Genomic DNA, 26,103 nt, shown 5'->3' on the forward strand with positions numbered 1-26,103 from the left:
ATGTGTCTAATTTATTTGAATATAAAAAAACAGCCAGTAAAGCAGAAACCTCGTGGGGGAGATAATTTTTACTGGCTTGTTCATAAATTATTATACTGTAAGTTTTGTCCAATGATAAAAAAAAGTAATAAATGATCGTTTTAGAGTCATAAACGTTCAATTTTTCTCGAAATTCCTATTTTTTCTCAAATGACTAGCTGGTTTGCTCTTTCTTTCACTCCGTATAATGGATAAAATTCTTGACCTTTTTGATACAAAATTTCTTTTTCACGATTTTTCATCAAGAAAACAAGCAACTCTTTCATCGGCAGATTGGGTTTATTTGGTTCAAATAAAAACACACATTGAGTCTCACCTTTTCTTCGAATGCTCGTCAAAGCCTGCAGATTATCATGAAGATCACAATAGATGCCTTTATATTCTCTTTTCGTTGGAGAAGTTGTGATGAGTGTTAATAGATCAGCTGCTCGCATAGTTACTCCTTTCCTTGGACATCCTTTAAATGTTGAAAAAATTTTTCAAATTATCTATTGAAGATTCTTAACTAATAAGTATAATAAAGAAGTTGCTGAAAATTTTCAAAAGAAAAGAGGTTTGAGAATGAAAAAAATAAATCTATTAATTGATCTGGTTGGTATCAGTTTTGGCGCTGCACTTTATGGTTTAGCTGTGACCGGGATCAATATTCCTGCTAAATTAGCAGATGGTGGTGTAACAGGAATTGCCCTTTTACTTAATAATTTATTCGGTTTTGCTCCTTCCATTACATCACTTATTATCAATTTACCATTGCTATTGGTTTCATTATTCATTTTTGGTAAGCAGGCTTTTCTGCGAACGATTGTCGGAACCTTTGCCTTAGTGTTCTTTTTACATTTGTGGGAAGGACTAAACGTCCATTTTGCTGTCCACAATCTTTTACTCAATAGCCTGATGACTGGTGTATTATCTGGTATCGGTTGTGGTCTGGTCTTTCGCTTTGGTGGAAGCACTGGCGGAACAGACATTATTTACCAAGCCTTTGAAAAATATTTCCATATCAAGATCGGTAAAAGTCTATTCTTGATTACATTTGGTATCTTGGTTGTTTCTTTATTATATCTGGATGTAACACATTTTGTTTATACCTTACTCAGTTGCTCCATCTTATCTTATACGTTAAACAAAGTGAAATATCTCGAAGTAAAAGGTTCTCTCAATCCTTTTTCTGCAAATCGTTCAAAAGAACCTTTTGATACTCTTGATTCTGCAGAACAATTTGAATAACATTCTTAAATGATTGATTAGCGACTGAAAAGTATATTTCTACTTTTCAGTCGCTATTTCGTTACTAGCAAAACCTCCAGTAATCACTACTTTACCATGTACTTTTCCAGTCTCTACTTCTTTCGTTGCCTGCTTTAAAGTCTCTTTGCTGATGCCTTCTCTGTATACTTTTCCTAAAGTAGTATGGATTTTTTCTTCTTCTACCAATGCTGTCAAATGTTTTAATATTTCCCCTTGTGTCTCGATTAGTTGACCATAATCCGTTTTAGTAAACATATACTCCCATTCAAATGAAACAGATAAATTTTTAAAACTTGCAATATCGATTGGTCCATCAAGTCCTACGATCATCCCAATTTTCCCCATAGGTTGAATCATTTCTGCCAGCTCAGTTAGATAGGGACGGATATCATGTAAAACCGCTACGACATCGACGGTGCTTATCCCAACCTTTTCTAGTTGAGGCTTTAACTCTTGATGGTAATCAATTGGATGATCGACCCCATTTTCTTTTAACCATTGAAAGTTTTTGGGGCTGGCTGTCGCAACCACCTCTAACCCACTCCATTTTGCTAATTGTGTGAGAATCGAACCGACACCTCCAGCACCGTTGATGACCAATATTTTTTTACCTTTATTCGCTGATTCTTTAGGAATCAATTGAAATTTCTCAAATAAGAGTTCATAGGCGGTGATTGCAGTTAACGGTAATGCTGCACTAGCTTCGTCCGTGAGATTTTCTGGTGCTTTTGCCACAATTCGTTCATCTACCAACTGATATTCTTGGTTACTACCTGGTTGTTTTGCTGAACCAGCATAATAAATACGGTCTCCTATCTCAAAATTTTCAGATTGGGGACCTTTTGCAACTATTCTCCCTACCGCATCAAATCCCAAAACAGTTAAAGACTCTTGTTTTGGCGTCTGCATTCTAAATTTTACATCCACTGGATTCACTGAAACCGCTGAAATCTCCACCAATAACTCCCTTTTTTTAGGAACCGGAGTTTCTGCCAACTTTTCTAAAAAACTATTTTTGTCAGTCAATGGTAATCCCTCATAAAACCCTATTTGCTTCATTTGTTTTTTCATAGAAACCTTTCCTTCTTTCTTTATACAAAAAGACCTGGATCAATCCACGAAAGGAGTTATCCAGGCTTTCCATTATTTAAAATAGCTATTTTCTCCCAAAGAATTCCCTTGTTCTTCTATCAATCCTTTTAATGATCTTTCTAAAACACCATGATTTTTATCTTTTCTTTTTGATGTCGCACTGAGTGGTTCTTTCTCAGCTTTGTTAAAAGGTTGTACAGAAGGAGAGCCGGCTTTTTTTGTTTGGTAAGGTACCGGTTCATTATCAAATAACAAATATGAATCTTTCATTTTTTTCATTGAATCAACTAGTTCTGCGTCAGAAATACTAGATACTTTTGGATCAGGAATAATTGATGCTGGCACATACTTAGGTACAAAGTAAGAACGCCCACGACCATTTTTTTGTTGGTTCGATGTATAGGCTTTGGTACTTGTGTGCTGCTCTTGGCTCTTCTGACTATTCATTGAATCAGCCGCTTTTCTCGTCCGCTGATTAGTCAATGGGCGATTACTTGCTTGATGCGTATGATAATCAGGAAGCTGTTCTTTGTGTCTGACTAAATTTTCTTTTGGAATTGTTGATTTTTTTGAATTGCTCAAATTTCGACGTTTGCGTTGTTCTCTAGCATCGCCTTGAGCAAAGTGAAATTCTTGCATTTGCTCAAACATTGGTTGATTATTGTTTTCGGTTAATAGATCATCCTGTCCATCAAATAAAACACGCCTTTGGTTTTTTGCTAGTTTGACGCCAATTTCGTCATCATAGGCAGGAAAACGAAAATGTTTCCGTCTAATTTCATTCATTTTAAACCATCCTTCTCATAAATGGAACTTTTCTCAATCATAGCATAATTTTTTCATTTTCCATAGTAACCATAACTAAATTTAACCTCTTTCGACGGTCATCTGGTCGTTTCTCGAATGACCAATTCAGGGAAAAATCGACGATATCCTTGACTTTCTCCTTTTTCGGTAATTTTTTTTAACAACATTTCACCACAAACTTCACCCATTCGTACGATATCTTGTTTTACCGTAGTTAATTTGGGTGAACTGATTTGGTCTAAAAATACACCATCAAAGCCAATGACTCCAAAATCTTCAGGAATTTTTCCCTTTTCTTTAGCAATACCTCTTACAATCCCTAAAGCTAGTCGGTCAGAGCTGCAAATAAAACAAGTCTTTGGTTTAATAGTTGACCAATGATCGGCAAGATATTTCTCTGCCATTGTCGAATGATTTGGGAAACGTAATATTTGCGGCTTCATGTTGGCTGTTTCCATAACTGAAAGGTAGCCTGCTTCTCTTGATAACTCAAATGGCTCATCCTCGTCAATCCCAATATAAATAATGGTCTCGTATCCGCATTCCATAGCATATTGTGAAGCCTTTGCTGTGCCATAATGATTATCGCTATCTACATAATCATAGCCAAAACGATTTTCACCAAAAAGGACGACTGGTTTTTCCAATCGGTCGATCCAGTCAAAATCTTTTTCTCTCACCCCTGTAATGATGTAGCCGTCGCAAGACCCTACGTCAAATGCATCATTGGTTACCAACTGCAAAGAATAGTGCGCTTTTCCAATACATTTTGCAATTCCCATCAATAAATTCATATAATACGGTTCTGTTGTATCAATCTCTTCAAGGATGAAAAGTTTGATGATTTGTGACCGATTAGAAACGAGTGCTTTTGCTGCAATATTGGGGCGATAATCTAATTCTGCCATCGCAGAAAAAACTAATTCTTTTAACTCATCCGTTACTTGTTCCGGGTGATTAATGACACGAGACACCGTCATTTTGGATACATTTGCTTTTTTAGCAACATCAGCTAATGTTGGCATAGGTTGCTCCTTTCACAATAGAAAACTTTTTTCTGTTTTCTATCATTATAGCAAACTTGAAAGCGATAAAATGTAGAAATATCGTAAAAATCATCTGCAAGCCAGCATCTTTTTAATAAAAGTTCACTAGAATCGAAAGCCAGTTACTCCATTTTACTAGAAAAATGTACGTTATCTCCATCTATTTTCTAGTTTCAGATATGAACTAGAAAATAGCAAAGAATGAGACTAAGCCAAAAATAGCCTCCTCTTCTAGTATCTCTAAAACGAATAAACGGTGTTTAAGGAGCAACAACATCAAAAAATTTGCCGAAATTGACTAAAAATTTGAGAAACACCTAGTAAGTATCCATCAACAGAAAAAACCAGTGTTTGTGTTTCTTGTCAATTTTTGGATATTCTTTCGTATTTCTTGATGCTAAACGCTTATTTCTCAACCTCAACTTCGATTATTTCATAGTATTGTTTACTTCTCTATCTATTTAAATTGTTATAAAAAATTAGAATACACCTGTCTTTTCTATTCTTTGGGTCCATTCATCATTTGCACCAAAAATTTGGTTGCTGTATCCATCAATGGGACTTTTACCATATGCTTTTCGGTTTGCGAATAATCAAAAACAATTTCTTGACCATAACGCTCTTTTTGATTATTTTTCACAAAATCATTGGTTTGTTGAAATGGAATTTTCTCGTCTTTTTCACCGTGCCAAAAATATAAAGGTCGCCCAGCTAGTTTTTCTGGCTGCAAAGATAAATCATATTTTTCGACCCAAGAAATTAAATCAAAATAATCGTTCGGCAGTATGTATTGGTACTGATGAGCTCTTTTGTAAATTTCTTTAGCATACTGTTCAGGCGCAGGGGAACCCATCAGACAAATACCACCAACCAAATGCGGATGTTTTGTTAACAACGCACAAGTCGTCATCCCCCCCATTGAAACGCCACCTACGGCTACTTTTTCATGAAGAACATCTCGTTTTTCTAAGTGCTTCAATAAAGTCTCAAATTCAAATAAGTTTCCATAAATACTATTCCAAAAGGTAAAGGAAGGAATAGCAGAAACTACTTGCTTTCTTTCACCATGGTTCATTGCATCTGGTAGTAAGACACGAAATCCTTGTTTCGCAAACTTTCTTCCTTGTGTCAAAACTAATTCTTTACTCGTTTGCCAACCATGATAATAAATAATTATCGGAATTTTTTCAGCTCTTAATTCGGTTAGGACAACTTCTAATAATGGAATATTATTTACTTTACGTTTTAATATCATTGGATTCACTTCTTTAGTCTCCGATCTTCATCAAAATAGTCGAACGAAATATTTCCCATCCACTAACCACAATTTGAAATAAACAAATCGTACCAAACAAAATCAAAAATAAGCTCATCGTTCTTGAAAAAAGCAATAATGCTAAAAGACCAGCTAGTCCTAATCCTAAGGTAAGCAGTGGATAAATTGTGAAATTAAAAAAACTAGCAAAGCTGCCAAAAATATTTCCGATAAAGATCACGGAAAATAAAAAAATACTTAAAAGCAAGCTATCGGTCAATGATATCTGAAAGATATTATTATTGGCTACGATGGGCTGCTGAAGTGAATATAAATCTAAATACCCACAAGAGGCAACACTGAGAACATGAGTGACTCCTATGGCTCGGTTTATTATTTTCATTCGTATCACCAACTCTCTTTATAATTCTATTATAATCGTTTTATCATCATTTAGAACAAAAAAGGCTTAAATTTTAATTTTTTCTTTTTTCCAAATAATCGTTCACAATCAAAATGACCTAACAACCTATGAGTACCTCTTGTTTTTTTGTCATGCTCCTCATTTGGTCTATCTAGTTCTGAAAAAATTTAATTCTTTTTTCAGGCATTTCATGTTCAAACTTCTCCTTTTTAAAATAGAGAATAAATATACTTTTGGGAAAATCTACATCAAACTGATCTATTATTAACTCATAAGTAATAATCAATGTTTTCACTAAAATTCTTTGTGAATAAAAACATTTAAGTGAGGCACATCATTAGTAAAACCTTTAATTAAATTAGTTTGAAAACTTGTAATTGAAGTTAAAATGAAATTTACCATATAAAAAAAGCCTTTATTTTTTATTTCCATTAAAAAGCATCGACATATACTCATCATTTTGTTATCATATATCTGATTAACACTATTTTTATCAGGAGAATATATGAAAACGAAACGACAGACAAGTACATTTTTGCACATAGGGACGATTTTCGCCCTATTGACACTTTTTTTGTTCTTATGCTATTCCTATTTCAGATCTTCCGATATACCATGTAATGCCTTTGGCTGGTTATTGTTAGATCACCCCGGTTTAAGTCAGGTAGATGAGAGCCTCTTCTTGTTAATTCTTTCATCTTTGTGTGGTTTTATTTTTTCATTGGCTTTTCGAACATATGTGAAAAAACAAATCCCCAAAAAGATGGATGAAGCTGCTACAATTTTTGTTGCATCTAGGTTGCTCGCATTGCTGACCGTTTTATTCTATTCCTTTAACCAAAATTCATTGTTCTTTTTTATACTGAATGGACTGGTTATCATTTTATCCATCTTTACTTACTTTATTTTTTCACTAATATTCAAAAAGTTACGCTTGCCACTTTTAATGCAACTAATCCCACTATTCTGCTTTGTCTATAGTGTCTTTTCTTTTCTTGTATTAGCGTTAGCGCCAACTTTTGATCCAGCAAATATTCAAATCACTAGTAATTTTCTTGAATTACTCTTCATTTCGTGTTTAGGAATGATGATGTGGCAAATAAGAAAAACAGTTCAGGACAAGTAAGTCTAAGTGCCTTGAACTGTTTTTTTATTTTTCGGATGATATTGCTAATAAAGAATCCTTTACAATAGACATAAATGATTGAACTTTACATAAAAAACATCAAAGCTAGTCATTTCTGATAACTTTGATGTCTGAGGATTATTAACAGTTGAGTCTAAAAATTTTTCAGTTGATTTTTTCTATATAAGAAAAATCTGCTAAATTTAGTTCCTTGATAAGACGATCATAGACTTTTCTAGCAATATAAGCATGCTCTTCCACGGTTCTTCCAGCAGCGATTTTGGGTAGTTGTCTTCTGCTGTTTGCCGTTTTAACCAACGGCAATGCTAATTGATAGTTGAGCTGATCATCAGTTTTCACAACTTTAACAGTATTCGACAAGATCAGTGAATCAAAGAAGATACTGGAACGACGATTCTTATATTTTTGAGCTTGGATACGCTCAATGATTACTTCAACTTGATCAAAATAATAAGTTTCGTTGACGTCACCGATCAGTTCTACAAGTTTTAAAAATTCTGATGGCACAGGTAATTGTTTCTTTTGTAAATAAAAATAATTGGCAAGAGAATAAGATAACTTGTTATGATAATTTAAAGAAACAAATCGATAATTCTCATTGCCAGCAACCTGTCTCGTCACAGGAATAAGATCTTCTAAGGTTGCATAAAAATAGGTTGAATTAGACACGAAACATTCTTGCCAACATTCATTTCCCATAACCAACTGTTTTTCCGTTTGCGACAAATGACTAATAGCTTGTAAAATCTGGGCTGCAGCTTCTTCAATTTCTTTTTGATAAGTTTCTTCCTCAAATATTGGAAAATTCAACTTATAACGACGATTTTCCCGCTTGATTAGATTTTCATCAATCAACTGATCAAGAAAAGCTTCAAATTTTGGATGATCAAAATTTTTTTTCAACTCTCTCAAAATAATGTCTTCTTCTTGATGATGATGCAAATACTCAATCAAAGTTGGAAAAACAGCATTGTTTACTAGTTTGCTAAGCAACTGCTGGTGATTTTGTGAATAAAAATAGTTCATTTTTTCCCCTTCTCGTTTTCCCTAGCTCAATCGGAAATAGGCCGAAGAATCCCAAAAATACGAGCAACTATTTTCGGATTCTTCGGCTTATTTTTTAAAGCTGGATCACTTCTGTTCCAACCTCATTTTGATCGAACAAGCTAGGCTGGCATTGTGAGCCTGGAACAAATAGCTGTCAGGCTCTTTAATAACTATCGAATAAAAGGTGTTAGCAACCCCTTAGCTAGCTTAGTTAAAAACTGCTGTTAGCTGAGGAACGACTTGTTTCTTACGAGAAACAACACCTTTTAATAAGGCACGATTGTTCGTTAATTTAACTTGGAAAGCTTCTTCGACTTTATCTAATCCTTGACCTGCAACTAATAATTCCGAATCGCTATCTAGGATATTCGTTACCACTAGGACAAAGAGGTCATATCCATTTTTAGCCATTTCTTCAGTCATCGCTTCTTCCAGTTCCGTTTGACGAGCCATTACTTCGCTTAAATCGACTGTATTCACTTGTGCAATACGAACATTAGCTTCTCCCATTGGGAAGCTTTTGGCATCAAGGTCAAGTAAAGTTGCAGCTGATTTATCGCTAAGATTTGTACCGGCCTTTAACATATCTAACCCATAGCTTGTCAAATCAACGCCTGCAATTGTTGCAAGTTCTTTTGCAGCTGCCTCATCTTCTGATGTGCATGTTGGTGATTTGAATAGCAATGTATCAGATAAAATTGCAGAAAGCATAATGCCAGCAATCTCTTTAGGAAGTTCTACTTGGTTTTCTTTATATAACTTCAAAATGATTGTACTTGTACAACCTACTGGTTCAGCTCGGTAATAAAGTGGATTTGCTGTTTCAAAATTTGCAATCCGATGATGATCAACGACCGCTAAAATTTCTACTTCTGCAATGTCAGAAATACTTTGTTGAAATTCATTATGGTCCACTAGCATCACTTGTGTTGCTTCTTCTTTTGCTGATTGAACGACACGTGGGGCAGATAACTTAAAGTAATCTAATGCATATTGTGTTTCTTCGTTAGGTGTACCTAAAGCTACAGCTTCAGTTTCTTTTCCTAGTTGATTTTGCAAGTGTGAAAAGGCGATTGCCGCTCCAATTGCATCTGTATCTGGATTTTGGTGACCAAAAACTAAAATTTTTGACATTTGTCTCGCTCCTTTATGGTTTCTCCTACTTAATAATAGCAAAAAAACCGAAAGAAGCAATACTGACGCTATAATTTCTAGGATGGAAGAAATTCCGATCCATCTTACTTTTATATCAAACAATCGTAAACAAAATTTTTGATAGCGCGAAGTACCATGGAACAGTCATTTAAAAAGTTGGCCATGCCATTACTTATTTCATTGCAGAACTCTTTGTACTGAAAGAAAAAGTTGGGAAAAGTAAATCATTTATCGTTTTTTTTCTTTACTAGCCTTTAATGACTACTTGAGTTTTGAGCAAACGGTTCAACTAAGCGGTTTTCAGCAATTACCTGTGCCATCCATATACTTGATTGTTTCGGTAACCGTTTATAGCCATTGTCCAGATCGACACGATAAAAACCATATCTATTTTTATAGGCATTCAACCAACTCCAACAGTCAGAAAATGTCCACATATGATACCCAAAGCAAGGAGAACCTTCTGAAATTGCCTGCTGCAGTTGCGTCAAATGTTCAAATAAAAAATCAATTCGGTAGTTGTTGTCAATCATATTCTCTTTATTGTTGAACCGTTCTTCTTGCGACACACCCATCCCGTTTTCTGAAATATACCAAGGGATATTGCTATAACTGTTTTTTAACCGCATCGCAATATCATAGATTCCCCGCGGATAAATCTCCCAGCCACGATGTGGGTTAATTCGTTTCTCCGGCCAATCATAACCTCGGAATAAATCTCTTAGTCCTGTGATTGGTCGTTTCTTTTCTTGAGGTGCTTGAACACGTAATGGCTGGTAATAATTACAACCAATAAAGTCTACTGTATTCTCCGCAAAAATTTCTTTATCGCCTGTTTCTGTTTTAGGAAGCAAATCACTTTCTCGTAATACCTCTACCAGCTCTTCTGGGAAAGTACCTCGTACCGCACAGTCCAGAAAGCTGCGAATATAAAACAGGTCTGCCCACTTTGCAGCAGTCACGTCTTCAGCTTCTTCGCTTTTAGAGTAAACGGGTGCTAAATTGAGAATGATAGAAATTTGTCCGTCATTAAAAGAAGAGCGCCGGTACTCCTTTACAGCTTTCGCATGCGCTAGTAGTGTGTGATAGGCAACTTGTATAGCTCGTTTAAAATCATGCACCTTGGGCCAATGTGCATCTCCCATATACCCACATTCGATGTGTACAAGAGGCTCATTGAACGTCGCCCATTTTTTTACTAAATCGCCAAAAGCTTCAAACGCAGTCTTTGCGTAAAATGCAAAATGATCCGCTGACTCACGAACTTCCCAGCCACCTTTTTCCATCAGCCACCAAGGCATATCAAAATGGAACAAATTGATGATCGGCTCAATGCCATTGTCCAGCATTTCCTGAAAATAGGCTCGGTAAAAATCAACAGCTTGCGGATTTAATGTCTTGCCATCCGGTAAAAGACGCGTCCAAGCAATCGATGTCCGATAGGAATTTAAATTCATTGCCTTCATACAGGCAACATCTTCTTTGTATTGATAATACGTATTAGAGGTATTTTCTGGTCCTGTTCCGTTATAAAACAATTCTGGTTCTATTTCAAACCACTTATCCCAAGTTGATGGGCTCTTGCCATCAACCAAAGCAGCTCCTTCTGTCTGAGGGGCAGAAGCCGCTGCTCCCCACAGAAAGTTTTGTGGAAATGTATCCATTTAAAATTTCCTTCCTTTTCTATCGTTTTATCCACTGATTCCCTTCAGTCAGTGAACCCAATGATCATCGTTCATGTTGGTTCATTCTTTTTCTCATTTATATTTACCATGATTTGGCAAAATTATTTAGTCAGTGTGATACTCGTTCTCTTTGATCTTTATCATGAAACCATTTGTTTGACCATCATCGCTATGCTAGTTGCTAATGATCTCATTTTGGTTTCTCCAAACTCTTGATGTTTTGTTCAAACAAAGCTAGACGCTAGGAACATCCCAAACGTCCACTTTGATGTTAAAGATGATTATTCGGTTTTAGCCCAACGATCATATGCTTTTTGATAAGTGCTGACAAAATCATTTAATCCCATTGATTTTAATGTACTGACATATTCATCCCATTTAGCCAAACTTTCCACACCTGTAATAAATTTAGCTTCCATTTGCTCTACATAAGTCCGAATGTCCGTCGCGTTGATCGCAATTTGATCTGCTTCATCTTTCGTCATATAAACAATTGGGAAAGGTACCTCGGTATTGGGCATGATTTTCTCGTTGATTTCTTTCATGCGAAATTCCGTCCATACACTAGGATCAGGATCGTTGACATTAGCTAAAACACTTTGGGCATAATCGTCTTCTAATCCCGGTACGACTAAGCCATAATCCATTGCAATTTTCCCACGGTCTTCTTCCATCTTTTGTTTATTTTCACCTGTATATACCCGAACTTTTTCTCCAGAATCGTTTGTTTCATATTTCCAAAATGCCCCTTCTGGACCTTTTGTCATTAAATCTTGTCCTTCTTCTGTGTAAAGATAGTCCGCCCATCGCATTGCTGCCTCTGGACTTTTACATTTATTGGTAATCGCAAAAGTTCCAGTTGTTACACGAGGATGACCTGGTGCTAAAGGTGTTTTTTGAATACTTGAAGTAACTGGTGAAAACATTGGATCTGATAAAGACTCCTCAGGCATTTTACCAGTAGCCATATATGAAGCATACGCGCCAAATAAACCGACTTTATCTGTTTGTGTGTTTCCTTGATACTTTTCTTCTGACTGCGAGAAGACTTCTGGGTCCAGCAATCCTTCTGAATAAAGTTTATTCATATACGTTAAATATTCCTTATAGTTAGCTGATGCAGCAGCATAACGCACTTTTCCGTTAACTTCTTCGATTCCTAAAGATTTCATACCAAAAGCAGGTAGCAACCACGTACGAATAATTGCCAACTTGTTGCCGTCTGATAACGGAATCTCATCTTGTTTGCCATTACCGTTGGGGTCTTCTTCTTTGAATCGCTTCAACAATTTATATAACTCATCCGTGTTTTTTGGCAATTCGGTTACCCCTAATTTTTCTAGCCACTCGCCGTTATACCATAAAGGTGAGATATAAAGAGGGCTAGAGGTATCTTCTGGATATAATCGTGGTAAAGAATAAATGTGACCATCTGGTGCAGTAATTGATTTTTTGAACTCTGGGTTCTCATCAAGGATTTTCTTTAAATTTGGCGCATAGTCATCAATCAAATCCTCCAAGGCAATTAAAATTCCTTGTGATCCATAATCTGATTGTTTGGCATTTGAAAGACCACTTCCTGCACCAAAAATAACATCTGGTAACTCACCAGAAGCAAAAGCCAAATTCAATTTCGCTTCAAAATCTGTACTTGGCGGAGTAATATAATCAAAATTGATTCCAGTTAATTCCGCTAACGCTTTAGCCGAAGCTAACTCATCCCATTCTGCTTCTCCACCAGGCGCCATCATCGTCATGTTGATTTTTTCTTTGACGATTGGCATTCCGGTTTTTTCAACGGCAATAGTTTCTTCTTTTCCAGCAGTATTTCCCTTGTTCCCACAAGCACCCAAAAGAGTTGTTGTCAACACTAATGATGCAATTACTAAATAACATTTTTTCATCCATTTCACTCACTCTCTTATTTATTTTTTAGTTAGCCTTTCAAAGAACCAACCATGACACCTTTAACAAAGTACTTTTGTAAAAACGGATAGATCATAATGATTGGTAATGTCGAAACGATCATTACTCCATATTTAATGACTTGTGCAAGCTGTTGTTTACTATAAGCCACTTCTGCTGCCGCTGCTGTCATCTCTGTTGTTCCTTTTGTTAAATCTTGATTCACTAAAATCTCTCGCAGGATTAATTGAAGCGGATACATTGATTTGTTTGTTAAATAGATTAACGCGCTAAAATAACTATTCCAATGGGCCACTCCGCAAAATAGTCCCATTACTGCAATAATTGGCATTGATAATGGTAAAACAATCTTCATAAATATCTGAAAGTCAGAACATCCATCAATCAATGCCGCTTCCTCCATTTCTCTAGGAATGGTAGATTGAAAGAAAGTACGTGTAATTGCAATATTATAAACTGAAACGGCCCCTGGAATAACTAACGCCCAAATCGAATCATTCATCCCTAGATTTTTAATCAATAAATAAGTAGGTACCAAACCGCCACTGATAAACATAGGAACCATCAAAAACTTCATAAATAGATTTTTCCCATAAAATTCTGCTCTTCCTAGAGCATATGCACAAGGAAGTGTACATAATAAATTGATAAATGTTCCTAGTAATGTGTAATAAATCGTGTTCCGGTAACCTTGCCAGATACTTTTATACGTAAAAATCGTTTTGTAACCATCCCAAGTGATCTTTTTTGGCAATAACCACATTTCTCCAGAATTGACGGAGGTCGGACTAGATATAGATGCGCTTATAACATAAATCAACGGATAAATAACCAACAAAAGGGCAATGGCAATAAACAAGTAGATGAGAAACATGAAAAATTTGTCACCTTTCGATGATCGGATCGCTTTTGAATACATTATTTTCCCTCCATTACCATAAACTTGTTTCGCTGACTTTACGCGAAATTTTATTTACTGTGATCAATAAAAATGCGTTGATTGCTGCATTGAACAGTCCGACAGCTGATGCATAGCTGTACTGTGCGTCAAGCAACCCTTGTTTGTAAACAAACGTGGCAATCACATTTGAAGAATCCATATTCAACGCATTTTGCATCAACAGGATTTTTTCATAACCTAATGACATCAAACTCCCCACATTCATGATCAGTAAAATAACCATAGTAGGAATGATAGTCGGTAGGTTGATATACCAGATTCTTTGCCATCTCGTTGCACCATCAACAGTTGCAGCTTCATGAAGCTGTGTATCAACACCAGATAATGCAGCTAAATAAATCACTGAACCCCATCCTGTTCCTTGCCAAACCCCAGATAATACGTAGATCGTTTTAAACCAACGAGGATCTGTCATGAAACTAATTCGCTCAAAACCTAGAAAAACCAGTAGATGGTTAATAATACCGGTGGAAGGCGTCAAAAAAGCAATTAACATACCGCAAACGACAACGACTGAAATAAAATTAGGTGCATAAGTCACTGTCTGCGTAAATTTTTTAAATTTTCCATCTTTCAACTCATTTAGTGCTAGTGCTAATATAATCGGTAGCGGAAATCCTACGACCAAAGAATATATACTGATACCTAACGTGTTTTTAATTAGATCCCAGAAATAGTAGGAATCAAAAAAACGTTGGAAATGCTTAAATCCTACCCAAGGACTTCCAAAAATTCCTAATGACGGGATATAATCCTTGAATGCTATAATCACGCCGTACATGGGACCGTAAGAAAAAACAGCAACCACCACCAATGCTGGAATGACAAAAACATACAGCTGTCGGCTTTTATATAATTTTTTTTTGATCTCTGACCATTTTGTTTTCTCTTTTTCTTTATTGACATCAAGTAATGCATCAGCCATTTTTTAACCTCCTTTTATGAAGTTCACTCATCTCTATCCTTGTGGCTTTTTTAAAATTTCAAGACCAATCAGCCCAATTGCTGGTTTCTCTAATTCACTGCTGAGGATATATATTTGATCTTCTTCCGTATATACTTCTAATTCTTTTTTTGTAGATAAATCTTTAATCACATGATATTTATCGGCCTCAATGTCAGCTAAAAATATTTTTTCTTGTGTAAAGCGAATACTTTGAAAGGCATAATGTATGGTTTGATCTTTGCTGTATGTTAATTTCCACTGATTTTGCCATTCTTTAGGTCGTGAGCGAGTTTCATAGATTCCTTCTCCATAGATATTTAGCCAATCCCCAATTTCCTGTAAGATTTTGGTTTCTTCATCAGTAAAGGTACCATCTGGTTTTGGCCCAACTCCTAAGATCAAATTCCCACCTTTGCTGACCACATCGACAAAAGTTTCCAATAGTTCTTGGGAACTCTTAAAGCGATCATTTGGTACATAGCCCCAATCATCACCAATCGGGATATTACTTTCCCAAACTTTCTTGGGAATTTCAGCTAGTTCTGGCACCTTTCGTTCAGGGGTCACATAGTTCTCATGTCTGCCCCCCATCATACGATCCACAATAATTAATTCCGGTTGCTTCTCACGAGCGATTTCTGCTAATCGATCCATTTCCAGGTCTTCTTTTTTCTGTCCACACCAACCAGCATCTAACCATAAAAGATCCACATGACCATAGTTATGCGTGATTTCTTTAATCTGATTATGAACAAAACTTACGTAACGTTGCCAAATTTCTGGGTAACGTTCCGTATCATAGCTCGCATGACGCCCCTTAATCGTATCGTCATCCAACCAATAAAACGGCGAATACCAATCGGCTTTTGAATAGTAGGCTCCTGTTGCTATTTCTTCCTTACGAAAAGCCTCAAAAACTTCTTTTAAAATATCTCTTTTAAATGGGCTTTGTTTACCGCCAACCTTATATTCTGTTTCAAGAGTATTGTACATATTAAACCCATCGTGATGTTTCGTTGTAAAAATACAATACTTAAAGCCTGCTTCTTTACATATACTTGCCCATTTCTTTGCCTGTAATTTTTCTGGGTTAAACTCTTTAATCAAATTCCAGTAGTCTAGTTGCAGTTGTTTAAAATCTTTCCGAAACTCACGCCCTTCTCTTGCCCAAAGGTCTTTTTCAGAAAGTTGCCAAGATTCTACGATTCCTGCTTGAGCATAAAGTCCGTAGTGAAAAATCACGCCAAGTTTTAAATCTTGAAACCATTCTAATCGTTCTTTTAGCATTTCTGTTTCTGGATAAGTCCTATGATCTAATTCAACCTCTTTAGGTACTTCGATATCTCCGCGTATCGCCATTTATGAAACCCCTTTCATGTTTGTGCTTTAAATTTACAAAAAAAGCAAGGCAACAGCAATATGTAAAAAGCATAAGCTATGTAAAAACAGCATAAAGCGTAACTTATTTAGAGGATATCTATATCTTATCTCTTAGTCGGAAAGTAACTATGTAAAAGTAGAAAAAGCTATGTAATAATCGCATACTGATAGAAAACATAAATAAACCTTACTATAATAAAAAGAGCTGTATGACTAATACAAGGAGGTTTTAGCTATGAATCAACATAAACGATCACCACATTCTATTTTTGATTTCACCTATTCTTTAGGAAAATTCTTGCTTTTTCTCATCAAGCTCCAAGTATTTTGGTTTTTATCGGTATTAAAAGGTTGTATTCTACTAGGAACTTTTCCCGCAAGTGTTACCGTTCTCAAATTTTTCTATCATTTATTTGAAGAAAAACAAATTCCTCAAGTCTTATATTCAGATTTTCAAGCAAGCTTCAATAATCTGTTTATTTCAACAAATCAACTAGGCTATGCTGCTGGCATGTTACTAGGATTTCTATGGATGGATCTGAGAATTGCAGCTGTGTATTTACAAAACCCTTTCATTCATATGGGGATCTTATTATTATTTATCGCAACTGTCATAGTCATTCTTTATTTATTCCCAGTATTTTTACGTTATGATTTGTCATTCACACAATATTTCAAACAAGCATTATTTCTATCTTTGTGTAGCTTGATTGAAACCGTAGCGATTATTCTGGGGATCTTTGTCGTGACGGCTGTCTCTACCTTTTTCCCAATTTTGACAATCGTGGCTTTTGTGCCTTTATTCTGTTTGCCATTAAGTTGGTTCTCTTTGCAATCAATGATTAAAATTGAAGAAAAAAAAAGTACGTTAACGCAATAACAAAAAACAAACCTTAAATCAAACAAACAGCTAAAAGCTGTAACAGAACTGCGAGGAGATTTTACAAGGAAACCTCAATAATAGCTCTTTTTTAACTTACAATCTACAATGCAATTCTTCAGCCCTTTAGGTAAAAGTCAAATGTCTGTTTCACTCCTTATTCATAATTGTCGCCATCAAAGGGAACCTTCTGCCAATCGTTGACTCAAGCCTTTTTTCAATTTTTGCTAAGGCTACTACCTGTTACTTATCCCTTTCGTTTTTTCTTTCATTTATTATTTTCCAGAAGCTGATCGACTATGTATATTCATCAACTTTCACTATGTCAAATAAACAGATTATGTACTTTCAAGCTAGTTATTTTCTTTTTTTACAAGTGCTATATACTGAAAATGAAAACGATTACTTAAAGGAGGTTATTATGCAAGTTTCAATCGAACTTACAGATGTCATGCGTGATTTTTTTGAAATTGCGACAAACGAATTAGCGTTAACTATTTCAGATAATGGAAAACCATTCCAACTGATTCAGCGCAACGGTTCATTAAAAATTGAAAATAAAGAAAACGAAACGTTTATCTATTTTCAGGAAAAAGCCCATCTTTTTCGAGCGCTGTCACTCTGGTTAGATCGCTGTGAAGAAGAATTTGTTTATGAAGAGTTTCCGCAATTTGAAAAAATTGGGCCCATGGTAGATCTTTCTAGAAATGCTGTGATGACTGTTGATCAGCTGAAACACTTTTTTGTTCTTTGTAGCAAGATGGGATTAAATAGCTGCATGCTTTATATGGAAGATACGTATCAAATCCCTGATTATCCTTATTTTGGTTATTGTCGTGGTGCCTATTCTCTTGAGGAATTAAAGGCGTTGGATGCTTTTGCAGAGACGGTAGGGATCGAGCTGATTCCTTGTATTCAAACGCTGGCTCATTTAACTAATCCGCTAAAATGGGGATTTGCCAATGGCATGAGAGATACAAGTGATATTCTCCTTGTGGAAGAGGAAAAAACATATCAATTTTTAGATCGTGCAATTTCTGTGATCGCAGCCGCTTTTAAAACGTCAAAAATTCATATCGGGATGGACGAAGCTCATGATCTGGGACGTGGTCATTATTTAACCCAGCATGGTTTGATCGATCGCTTTGATATTATGGAAAAGCATCTGAAAAAAGTAATGGAAATCTGCAGGAACTATCAGTTACAGCCCATGATGTGGAGCGATATGTTTTTTAGAATCGGTTCAAAGTCAGGAGACTATTACGATAAAGATGTACATTTTCCAGAAGATTTGATTGCAAAGATTCCTGAAATTAGTATGGTTTATTGGGATTATTACCATCATTCAAAAGAAGAGTACCAATTGCATTTTTCAAATCATAAAAAATTGCAACGGCCGATCGTTTTTGCGGGCGGTATCTGGACGTGGAATGGTCTTGCACCAAATTATGGAAAATCATTTGAAACGACAAGAGCTAGTCTTTCTGTCGCAAAAGAGGAAAAAATCAACGAAGTTTATGCTACTTTATGGGGCGATGATAGTGCTGAAACACCGATCCTCGCAAGTTTGTTAGGATTACAACAATTCAGCGAGGAACAATTTGCTCCTGAAGTAAGCATGGAATTGATTAAGGAGCGTTTCCGTCTCTTCCACCATCTTGAGGCTGATGATTTTTTACTGCTAGATGCTTTTGACCAGACGAAAGGTGTAGCAAAAAATAACCCTGATGGATCAAATAGTAGTAAGTTGGCACTTTATCAAGATCTATTATACGGTCTTTACGATGTTGATCTGCAAAATTTAGAACTTCCTTCGCATTATAAGGACTTAAGTGAGAAACTATCTAGCGTAACAGCTAATGAGGACACACAAACGATGTTTACTTTTTATCAGAAATTAGCACAAGTCCTTTTTATAAAAACAAATTTGATCGGTCGCTCTTATCGAGCCTACCAATCAAAAAGGAAGGACCAGTTACAACTAATCCTTCACGAACTGGAAGTTCTCACCAAAAAGATCAATGAGTTGCAACACCTCCATCGCCAGCTATGGTTTGAATGGAATAAACCCTTTGGCTATGAAATTATCGATCTTCGTTACGGTGCCTTAAAAAGTCGGATAGAAACAACCATTTGGCGACTGAATAAATTTTTAACAGGAGAAATCAAGCAATTGCCTGAGCTTGAGCAAACGCCTTTACCCTTCGATGCTCCTTTCAAAACAGCAAGCGGTGTCGGGCGAAACTTGTTCCATGGAATTTATAGTGCTAGTAAACTATCAGATATCTAAAGGCAGGGATAAAAAATGAAAAAGAGAACTCTTTTTTTGGTCATTCTGAGTATTTTTTTGTTGGTCACTGCTGCTTCTCAGCTTGTCAGAAACGTGCCTCGTGTCGAAGCAAAACAGACATCTACTAAAATCACTGGGAAAATCAATAATCAAAGAACTGCGAACATCTGCCATCAGCTTTTGCAACAAAATTTAAAGGCTGCAACGGATAAAAATCTGAATGACTATTTAGCAACACTAGTCAAAGATGCACATAACGCGACCGCAAAAGAAATGCAGCAATTTTTTAAAGACTATGATGTCAGTCATGAACTGCTTTCTTTCGAAGTAATCAAACAAGCACCTCAATCGATGTTAGTAGCGGCAGAACAAAAAACAGTGAATCATGGGAAGAAGGCGTATCGAGATCATATCACAACGGCATGTCACACCTTTATTTTGGAAGAGAATGAATGGAAAATCAAAGAAACAACAATGACAAATACACAATTTTTAAATTAGGAGTGTTCATATGAAAAAATTCAATAATTGGCCCACCGACTATCCTGATCCTAACTGGTTTATCCATGATCGTTTTGGTTTGTTTATCCATTTTGGCTTGTTCAGTGTGGGAGCTAGACACGAATGGTTTATGACCACAGAACAAGTCTCTTTAGAGGAATATTCAAAAAAATATTTTCAGCATTTTAACCCTGATTTGTTTGATGCAGATGCTTGGGCAAAAGAAGCCGCTCGTTGTGGGGTGAAATACATGGTATTCACGACAAAACATCATGAAGGCTTTGCCTTATGGGATACGAAACAAACTGATTACAAAATCACCAATACTGCTTTTGGACGAGATCTTCTGGCAGAGCTACTCCCGGCTTTTCGCAAAGTCGGGATCAAAATCGGGTTATACCACTCAATGATCGATTGGCGCCATGAACATTTCCCACTGGACGGACTGCATCCTGAAAGAGAGAACCAGAAACTGCGAGAAAAAAATTCCGAAAGAGATATCAAGATTTATCAACGCTATCTTCGCGAACAAGTCAAAGAACTACTGACAGAATATGGAAAAATCGATTATTTATGGTTCGATTTTTCTTACAGCCACCGCGATTGGGGTTGGTCAAAAGGAAAAGGGCACATTGATTGGGATAGCGAAGCACTAGAAAAGCTCTGCTTAGAACTGCAACCTCATCTCCTATTGAATGATCGACTTGATTTAGGCCATGGCATCACTACTCCAGAACAGTTTCAACCTGATAAACCATTAGAGAAAAACGGCATGCCTGTTATCTGGGAAGCCTGTCAGACAATGTATGGCACTTGGGGGTATGACCGTGACAATATGGAATGGAAAAGTAGTGAGATGCTTTTGAAAATGCTGATTGATACCGTTTCAAAAAATGGGAATTTCTTGATGAATATTGGTCCTAATCCACGAGGAATGATTGATACGAAAACGTTGGAACGGCTTCATGCTATCGGGGATTGGATGACCCTTCACAAAGCATCTGTCATTGGCTGTTCATATAGCGCCTTTGAAGCTCCTGACGATTGCCGATATACACAAAATGGAAACAAGCTTTATCTGCATCTCTTTTCTTATCCTTACCGCAACCTTCATCTTAAAGGATTAGCAGGTAAAGTTGAGTTTATTCGTCTGCTCAATGATGGCTCGGAAATTTTTTATCGAGGATTTGATCCGGACGAAGTGATTACTTCTACAGAAGCAGTCATTGCTCCAGAAGATCTTGTCATCACCTTGCCAATCATCAAGCCTGATGTGCTGATCCCAGTAATTGAAATTACCTTGAAAGACGATTAAAGAGCAAATATAAAGCAGATGATACTTCCTTCGTCGATTCACAAAAAATACTGGCATCGAAAGCTTGTAAAAACATACTTTTAGTGAGAAATATCGTAAAACATTTGAATAACTACCCAAGTTGTATGCTGAAAAAGCAACAATTTGGGTAGTTATTTCAGTCTTTTACAATTATTTGCTTTTGTTTTTTTAGTTAGAAGCTCAAAACTGGAAATAAAATGACTTCTTCGTCCTGCTCCAGTTCGATATCCCCCCTTAGTTTACTCCTATTTCTTGCTTATAAAGTTCCTTCTCTATTCATTGTTCGGTATTGACCTGGAGTCACACCAACGTTCGTCCTGAATTTTCTCGTATAATTTGAAACATCATAATATCCATTCTTTTGAATAATCGTTTTTATTGGCAAATCAGTTTCTATTAAGTCTTGCTTGATTTTTTCTAGCCGCAATTCTTGCAGATATTTTGAAAAAGTAGTACCTGTTTCTTTTTTGATAAAACGGCTAAGATACGAAACTGAAAGTTGAAATTCATCTGCCAACTTTTCCATAGATAATTGGGAAGAAGCATAGTTTTTGTGAAGATATTCGAACAATTCTTTTTTCAGCACAGACTCTTGATTTTGTGGCTTAACTTGCATAACCTCACAGATCATTTTTGCGAGCATTAATAATTGTTGCTTCAATTCGAGTAAATTACTAAACTTGGCACTTCTTTCTGCTTTTTTCAAAATTGTTTTATTTTGCAAATTACTACTTACTTTAGCAACTGCATTTAATAGATAAAAACCATACATTTTTTGTCCACTATAAGAAAAGTGTTCTTTAATCCCCCGCTCAATCAACGATTCAATCGTTTCCGCAGCGATCGTTAAGTCTCCTTGACGCAGACTTTGAATCAATTTCAGTTTTTCTCCATCTGGGTAATTAATGCTAGTTGAAGACTCTTCACTTGGAATTTCATTATAGAAAACAAAGTTATTTTCTACTGTTGAATAGTCTAATGCGGCCAAACCTTCAATATAAGAAGCATTGATCTTCGTAAGGTTTTCAGTACTATTTCCTACTCCTATCCTAAAAGTACCGTAACACGCTTTTTTTAGTTGCTGAATCAGCTCTATTACAACTTTCTTGTGACTAGTTTTTTCATAGGTACTAAAGATATAGGCGGTCACTCCTGCAGATAGGATCTCTGTACCATATCCCGAAAAGTTCTTTCCGCTTACTTTCAGCGGTAACTCATTAGCTGTATCGTCAATGCTCTGGATAGGATAATCAACTACGACGACAAAATAGCAAGTACCGGTAAAATGCACTTGGACAGAGTTCAGTAGAACTAATGAATCTTCTGGAGACTTAAATTTCCCTCCTAAAATTTTTCTAAGGACTTGTTCTCTCGCATGGGGAGTCTGTCGTTTAATTTCTTTATGTAGCTCTTCATGTTCGTTCAAAAATTGCGCCAACGTTTCATAGACATTCCCGTTGGAAACAGCTACACCGATTTTATTTCGATAATATTGATCAATCAATTTTTCAATGTTGCGGATCGGCTGTGAAAAACGAGTACCTATAATCACTACAAGCACTAGACCAAACACAAAAATCACAAAAAAAAGTTTTAAAAACTTTTGGTGGATGGTATTGATCTTTGTCAAAGCTTGTGATGGATCCATTACAGAAACAAACGACATATTCAAATCCCTGCTATTCAAAGACTGGACAAGATAGTTTCGATGGTTGTAGTAAAAATTGTCCTGTTGCAAGATCATTTGAATTTGCTTCGGCTGATGCAAATGCGCCGTTAGTTTGTTATTACTGGTATCTGCTGCTAGAATACGATACGAGTCATCAATCAGATAGTTGGTACTGATGCCATCACTATTGGAAAGATTCAACAGCTTATTCAAAATCGAAAGATTGATTGAATAGATTGCTGCGCCATAAAAATGCATTTCTGCATCTTTAATTGGAACAATATAAAAAAGTTGTGTGGAATTGGGTTCTTTTTTCAGGGTTAGCCCAGTTGGAATATCGTTATCTAGATGTGAAAGCAGCTCTTTTTTATCAAGCGAATGATTATTGATTTTTCGTTGCAAAAAATTGTCCACTGTCAAGCTACCGGCAGATGAAAACAATGTATTTGGGTTTTCTTTGTAGTAAAGATAAATTTCCTCAACAAAATCATTACTTAGCTTATATTGTTGCAAGCTAAGTTGTCCTTCACGAGCATAATAACTATGGGAAAACCTTCCAGGTGAAAGATTGGTGTTATAAGGAATATGTTGAGTGATATTATCCAATTGCAAAAACTTATTTTCAGATGAGTACTTCAATTGGAGTAACTGATTTTTGGCTGTCAAAACAACTTGCTGATTAATGCTTTCTTTAGCCGTATGAAACCAAATTAACGATACCATAAAAAATGGCACTAGAAAGACAAAAAGATAAGATAAAATCGACTTAGAAAGCTGTCTGTGCTGTTTATTTTTCCCGTTAGTAGCAACTTCTCGTACCATATGTCCCTCCTTGATTCTTTAGCTAATCCTGTCGTGTTATCTAGGGCTTTAGTTACAAATAGCAACTTTTCATTTCTATAATTACTCCTCACAATTCCATCCGCACTGGTCAATGAATAGATATCTACAGGTTGCTGATCCCGATGAAGATACCTAAAAAAGCTGATCCATCAACTTCATAGAACCATTTTCATTATCCTGACAACCCAGCTTTTTGCAGCCACATTTTATTTACATATATCACAAATCTAATTTTTATCTGGTATTCTTCCATCGTTTCCTTTTATTCCAACGTATGTATGCCTCGATTATAAAGCGCTTTCCAAACAAAGGAAATCCTTGCTTAAAATTTTGATCATTGTTCAAAAATTAGCAAGATTTTTGTTCAACTCATTCATTTTTATTCAAAAGCATTTTATTCGCAAAAAGAAAGCGCTATAATAAAAGAAAAACTTGGAGAAAAAAATGGAGACTAGACGTACAAGCGATCTTTTAAGCTATTTGGTAAAAAAGAAACAAGCAACTTCCAAAGAACTTTGTACTCACCTTCACTGTAGTATAAGTACACTTCGCAGAGAATTACTTGAGCTAGAAAAACGAAAATTGATCCGTAGAACTTGGGGCGGAGCGATCTTGAACGAAACGACAAACATGGAATATACTTATCTTCAAAGAGAAGCCAGTAATATCCCGGAAAAAAAGATCATCAGTGAATTAGCACGAGATTTTATTGCACCAGGTATGTGTATTTTTTTAGATTCCAGCAGTACGGTTCTACACCTTATTCCACTACTTGTTAAGATACCTAACTTAATTATCATTACCAATGGTTTGCGTACAGCTTTAAAGTTAAGTGAATGTCAGAACGAATCTTTAAAAATTTATTTGACTGGCGGTGAAGTCAAACTTAATGCTAGTACAGTTATTTCAAATACACTTGATCCCATTACCAGTTCCTTTCGTTTCAATGCTGCCTTTTTATCTTGCCGGGGGCTCGACCATGAAGGGATTTATGAAGCAAACTTCAATCAAGCACAAATCAAAAAAGAAATGATGAATAAAGCACAAGAGATTGTTTTATTGGCTGACGAAACGAAATTTGACTCTACTCATTTTTTCAAGATAGGTGATTATTATGATTATGATGCGATTGTTACCAATAAAAAACCGCCTAAGATTTATCATAGAATCATTGAAAAAAATGACATTCACTTGGTGTATCCCACTGAATGAGAAATATAAATGGACAAAAAACGATTGGAGCATCCAATATTTCTCATTGTCCAACTTGTTGATAGAACTTTTGCAACCAGCCAAACAAACGCCCTTGTTACTCACCCTTTTTCTTCTCAAAAAGCAGGTGACTCAAACAGCACTTATTTGCTTCATCAAAAGAAACAGCACACCTACATCAAGCTATTGGTTGACCTGAAATCACAGATCCTCAAACAAGACAATCCGCTATAAAAAGTGTTTTGGTATCACTAAAAAATGAACATACAGTATTGAGGCCATTGCTTAATTGGCTCTATCATTTATGTGACTGGAGGATTCTTCAGTCACATTTTCGTGCGCTTTGTGCGAAACAAAAAATCTGAGACAGAATGAGATTCATTCTGACCCAGGTTTGATTTTACACAGCTACTCAGTTCTTATTGCTGAGATATCCTCGATAGTCTTCTGTGTGAAGTAGTCGTTTGGCATTCTCGACTCTTTCTTTTGTTGGCGGTTCAATACCTTCTAGTGGATAATCTAAGCCAAGTGTTTCCCACTTATATTTCCCCATCGTATGGTAAGGTAGAATCTCTACTTTAGCTACATTGTTCAATGTCTTGATAAAGTCATCTAGCCGAATCAAGTATTCATCATAGTCACTGCGTTCAGGAACTAATACGTGTCTGATCCACACTGGCTTATTGATTTCAGAAAGATATTGCGCCATCTCCAAAATATTTTCATTATCCCAACGTGTTAACTTTTTATGCTCTTCATTGTCGATGTGTTTGATATCAAACAGTAACAATTCAGTATACTTCATCAATTCTTGAAAACGAGAAAAGAATGGTTCGTCACGCGTGAAAGGCTTCCCACAAGTATCTAGCGTAGTATGCATACCACGCTCTTTCGCTTTCTTGAACAGTTCGATCAAAAAATCGATCTGTAATAAAGGTTCGCCTCCACTAACAGTGATACCGCCTTCTGAACCCCAATAGGAACGATAGCGCTCTGCTTGGTCTAATAGTTCATCCGCCGTATATTCTTTTCCTCCGCCTATATTCCATGTATCAGGATTATGACAAAATTCACAACGCATGCGACAACCTTGCATAAAAACGACGAATCTAACGCCTGGTCCATCTACAGAACCAAACGTTTCGATCGAATGAACATAGCCAATTGTTTTTTCTTCCATAAGGATCACTTCTTTTCTTTGATTTCATTTTATT

The 26,103-nt window shown here is 36.1% G+C and carries 22 protein-coding genes; 7 read left to right on the forward strand and 15 right to left on the reverse strand.

Features of this window, described 5'->3' with window-relative positions:
- Positions 1-185: 185 nt before the first annotated feature.
- The gene (locus tag AB5M32_RS07600) at positions 186-473 is read right to left on the reverse strand and encodes a hypothetical protein (RefSeq protein WP_010719429.1); all 288 of its coding nucleotides are present in this window, start codon (positions 471-473) and stop codon (positions 186-188) included.
- Positions 474-600: 127 nt separating this feature from the next.
- Here AB5M32_RS07600 and AB5M32_RS07605 point away from each other — a divergent pair, with 127 nt between their 5' ends.
- Positions 601-1,266 carry a YitT family protein gene (locus AB5M32_RS07605; RefSeq protein WP_010719430.1) on the forward strand — a complete coding sequence of 222 codons (666 nt, stop codon included), beginning with the start codon at positions 601-603 and terminating at the stop codon, positions 1,264-1,266.
- A 39-nt stretch (positions 1,267-1,305) separates the two neighbouring features.
- On the opposite strand, the gene AB5M32_RS07610 is transcribed toward AB5M32_RS07605, so the two are convergent.
- From AB5M32_RS07610 to AB5M32_RS07665, 12 genes are all read right to left on the reverse strand, one after another.
- On the reverse strand, positions 1,306-2,358 hold the full coding sequence (locus tag AB5M32_RS07610) for a zinc-binding alcohol dehydrogenase family protein (RefSeq protein WP_368024387.1): 1,053 nt from the start codon (positions 2,356-2,358) through the stop codon (positions 1,306-1,308).
- Positions 2,359-2,430: 72 nt separating this feature from the next.
- Positions 2,431-3,165 (reverse strand): hypothetical protein, encoded by a 735-nt coding sequence (locus AB5M32_RS07615; RefSeq protein WP_010737399.1) that lies wholly within the window; start codon positions 3,163-3,165, stop codon positions 2,431-2,433.
- 98 nt (positions 3,166-3,263) lie between these two features.
- Complete coding sequence (locus AB5M32_RS07620) at positions 3,264-4,211, reverse strand: LacI family DNA-binding transcriptional regulator (RefSeq protein WP_034700335.1); 948 nt, start codon at positions 4,209-4,211, stop codon at positions 3,264-3,266.
- A gap of 520 nt (positions 4,212-4,731) precedes the next feature.
- Positions 4,732-5,496 (reverse strand): alpha/beta fold hydrolase, encoded by a 765-nt coding sequence (locus tag AB5M32_RS07625; protein WP_178286405.1) that lies wholly within the window; start codon positions 5,494-5,496, stop codon positions 4,732-4,734.
- A 4-nt stretch (positions 5,497-5,500) separates the two neighbouring features.
- On the reverse strand, positions 5,501-5,890 hold the full coding sequence (locus AB5M32_RS07630) for a hypothetical protein (protein WP_010719436.1): 390 nt from the start codon (positions 5,888-5,890) through the stop codon (positions 5,501-5,503).
- 1,312 nt (positions 5,891-7,202) lie between these two features.
- Complete coding sequence (locus AB5M32_RS07635) at positions 7,203-8,084, reverse strand: DUF1803 domain-containing protein (RefSeq protein ID WP_010719438.1); 882 nt, start codon at positions 8,082-8,084, stop codon at positions 7,203-7,205.
- 228 nt (positions 8,085-8,312) lie between these two features.
- Entirely contained in the window at positions 8,313-9,239 is a 927-nt protein-coding gene (locus AB5M32_RS07640) for a manganese-dependent inorganic pyrophosphatase (RefSeq protein ID WP_010719439.1), read from the reverse strand.
- A 275-nt stretch (positions 9,240-9,514) separates the two neighbouring features.
- Positions 9,515-10,924 (reverse strand): glycoside hydrolase family 1 protein, encoded by a 1,410-nt coding sequence (locus tag AB5M32_RS07645; RefSeq protein WP_368024388.1) that lies wholly within the window; start codon positions 10,922-10,924, stop codon positions 9,515-9,517.
- A 302-nt stretch (positions 10,925-11,226) separates the two neighbouring features.
- On the reverse strand, positions 11,227-12,849 hold the full coding sequence (locus AB5M32_RS07650) for an extracellular solute-binding protein (protein WP_063626954.1): 1,623 nt from the start codon (positions 12,847-12,849) through the stop codon (positions 11,227-11,229).
- Positions 12,850-12,881: 32 nt separating this feature from the next.
- Positions 12,882-13,790: a carbohydrate ABC transporter permease gene (locus tag AB5M32_RS07655; RefSeq protein WP_034700323.1), complete on the reverse strand. Its 909-nt coding sequence runs from the start codon at positions 13,788-13,790 to the stop codon at positions 12,882-12,884.
- A gap of 13 nt (positions 13,791-13,803) precedes the next feature.
- On the reverse strand, positions 13,804-14,757 hold the full coding sequence (locus AB5M32_RS07660; RefSeq protein ID WP_034867549.1) for a sugar ABC transporter permease: 954 nt from the start codon (positions 14,755-14,757) through the stop codon (positions 13,804-13,806).
- Between the two features lie 33 nt (positions 14,758-14,790).
- Positions 14,791-16,137, reverse strand: a complete 1,347-nt coding sequence (locus AB5M32_RS07665; protein WP_063626953.1) for an alpha-L-fucosidase — start codon at positions 16,135-16,137, stop codon at positions 14,791-14,793.
- Between the two features lie 256 nt (positions 16,138-16,393).
- Here AB5M32_RS07665 and AB5M32_RS07670 point away from each other — a divergent pair, with 256 nt between their 5' ends.
- The 4 genes from AB5M32_RS07670 (at position 16,394) to AB5M32_RS07685 (ending at position 21,144) form a co-directional block, all read left to right on the forward strand.
- A complete protein-coding gene (locus tag AB5M32_RS07670; protein ID WP_178286411.1) occupies positions 16,394-17,038 on the forward strand; it encodes a DUF624 domain-containing protein in 645 nt (214 codons plus the stop codon).
- A 421-nt stretch (positions 17,039-17,459) separates the two neighbouring features.
- Positions 17,460-19,328 (forward strand): beta-N-acetylhexosaminidase, encoded by a 1,869-nt coding sequence (locus AB5M32_RS07675; protein ID WP_063626950.1) that lies wholly within the window; start codon positions 17,460-17,462, stop codon positions 19,326-19,328.
- A gap of 15 nt (positions 19,329-19,343) precedes the next feature.
- Positions 19,344-19,829, forward strand: coding sequence for a hypothetical protein (locus AB5M32_RS07680; protein WP_063626948.1), 486 nt, complete (start codon positions 19,344-19,346; stop codon positions 19,827-19,829).
- Positions 19,830-19,839: 10 nt separating this feature from the next.
- Positions 19,840-21,144: an alpha-L-fucosidase gene (locus AB5M32_RS07685; protein ID WP_368024390.1), complete on the forward strand. Its 1,305-nt coding sequence runs from the start codon at positions 19,840-19,842 to the stop codon at positions 21,142-21,144.
- A 277-nt stretch (positions 21,145-21,421) separates the two neighbouring features.
- Here the strand turns inward: AB5M32_RS07685 and AB5M32_RS07690 are convergent, their stop codons facing one another.
- Complete coding sequence (locus tag AB5M32_RS07690) at positions 21,422-23,656, reverse strand: helix-turn-helix domain-containing protein (RefSeq protein WP_178286415.1); 2,235 nt, start codon at positions 23,654-23,656, stop codon at positions 21,422-21,424.
- Positions 23,657-24,121: 465 nt separating this feature from the next.
- Between AB5M32_RS07690 and AB5M32_RS07695 the strand changes: the two genes are divergently transcribed.
- Together AB5M32_RS07695 and AB5M32_RS07700 are read left to right on the forward strand one after the other, a co-directional pair.
- Positions 24,122-24,889: a DeoR/GlpR family DNA-binding transcription regulator gene (locus tag AB5M32_RS07695; RefSeq protein ID WP_010737385.1), complete on the forward strand. Its 768-nt coding sequence runs from the start codon at positions 24,122-24,124 to the stop codon at positions 24,887-24,889.
- Positions 24,890-24,898: 9 nt separating this feature from the next.
- The gene (locus tag AB5M32_RS07700) at positions 24,899-25,123 is read left to right on the forward strand and encodes a hypothetical protein (protein ID WP_063626944.1); all 225 of its coding nucleotides are present in this window, start codon (positions 24,899-24,901) and stop codon (positions 25,121-25,123) included.
- A gap of 178 nt (positions 25,124-25,301) precedes the next feature.
- On the opposite strand, the gene pflA is transcribed toward AB5M32_RS07700, so the two are convergent.
- Entirely contained in the window at positions 25,302-26,069 is a 768-nt protein-coding gene (gene pflA / locus AB5M32_RS07705; RefSeq protein ID WP_010737384.1) for a pyruvate formate-lyase-activating protein, read from the reverse strand.
- Positions 26,070-26,103 lie beyond the last annotated feature (34 nt).

The organism is Enterococcus sp. C57, assembly GCF_040887305.1.
Taxonomy (GTDB): domain Bacteria; phylum Bacillota; class Bacilli; order Lactobacillales; family Enterococcaceae; genus Enterococcus_B; species Enterococcus_B hirae.

Coding starts and splice junctions, on each gene's coding strand:
- AB5M32_RS07665 (WP_063626953.1), bottom strand. CDS start 16,137: ATGGCGATACGCGGAGATATCGAAGTACCTAAAGAGGTTGAATTAGAT.
- AB5M32_RS07660 (WP_034867549.1), bottom strand. CDS start 14,757: ATGGCTGATGCATTACTTGATGTCAATAAAGAAAAAGAGAAAACAAAA.
- AB5M32_RS07630 (WP_010719436.1), bottom strand. CDS start 5,890: ATGAAAATAATAAACCGAGCCATAGGAGTCACTCATGTTCTCAGTGTT.
- AB5M32_RS07675 (WP_063626950.1), top strand. CDS start 17,460: ATGCAAGTTTCAATCGAACTTACAGATGTCATGCGTGATTTTTTTGAA.
- AB5M32_RS07610 (WP_368024387.1), bottom strand. CDS start 2,358: ATGAAAAAACAAATGAAGCAAATAGGGTTTTATGAGGGATTACCATTG.
- AB5M32_RS07635 (WP_010719438.1), bottom strand. CDS start 8,084: ATGAACTATTTTTATTCACAAAATCACCAGCAGTTGCTTAGCAAACTA.
- AB5M32_RS07600 (WP_010719429.1), bottom strand. CDS start 473: ATGCGAGCAGCTGATCTATTAACACTCATCACAACTTCTCCAACGAAA.
- AB5M32_RS07645 (WP_368024388.1), bottom strand. CDS start 10,924: ATGGATACATTTCCACAAAACTTTCTGTGGGGAGCAGCGGCTTCTGCC.
- AB5M32_RS07685 (WP_368024390.1), top strand. CDS start 19,840: ATGAAAAAATTCAATAATTGGCCCACCGACTATCCTGATCCTAACTGG.
- AB5M32_RS07615 (WP_010737399.1), bottom strand. CDS start 3,165: ATGAATGAAATTAGACGGAAACATTTTCGTTTTCCTGCCTATGATGAC.
- AB5M32_RS07670 (WP_178286411.1), top strand. CDS start 16,394: ATGAATCAACATAAACGATCACCACATTCTATTTTTGATTTCACCTAT.
- AB5M32_RS07650 (WP_063626954.1), bottom strand. CDS start 12,849: ATGAAAAAATGTTATTTAGTAATTGCATCATTAGTGTTGACAACAACT.
- pflA (WP_010737384.1), bottom strand. CDS start 26,069: ATGGAAGAAAAAACAATTGGCTATGTTCATTCGATCGAAACGTTTGGT.
- AB5M32_RS07620 (WP_034700335.1), bottom strand. CDS start 4,211: ATGCCAACATTAGCTGATGTTGCTAAAAAAGCAAATGTATCCAAAATG.
- AB5M32_RS07700 (WP_063626944.1), top strand. CDS start 24,899: ATGGACAAAAAACGATTGGAGCATCCAATATTTCTCATTGTCCAACTT.
- AB5M32_RS07695 (WP_010737385.1), top strand. CDS start 24,122: ATGGAGACTAGACGTACAAGCGATCTTTTAAGCTATTTGGTAAAAAAG.
- AB5M32_RS07690 (WP_178286415.1), bottom strand. CDS start 23,656: ATGGTACGAGAAGTTGCTACTAACGGGAAAAATAAACAGCACAGACAG.
- AB5M32_RS07655 (WP_034700323.1), bottom strand. CDS start 13,790: ATGTATTCAAAAGCGATCCGATCATCGAAAGGTGACAAATTTTTCATG.
- AB5M32_RS07680 (WP_063626948.1), top strand. CDS start 19,344: ATGAAAAAGAGAACTCTTTTTTTGGTCATTCTGAGTATTTTTTTGTTG.
- AB5M32_RS07640 (WP_010719439.1), bottom strand. CDS start 9,239: ATGTCAAAAATTTTAGTTTTTGGTCACCAAAATCCAGATACAGATGCA.
- AB5M32_RS07605 (WP_010719430.1), top strand. CDS start 601: ATGAAAAAAATAAATCTATTAATTGATCTGGTTGGTATCAGTTTTGGC.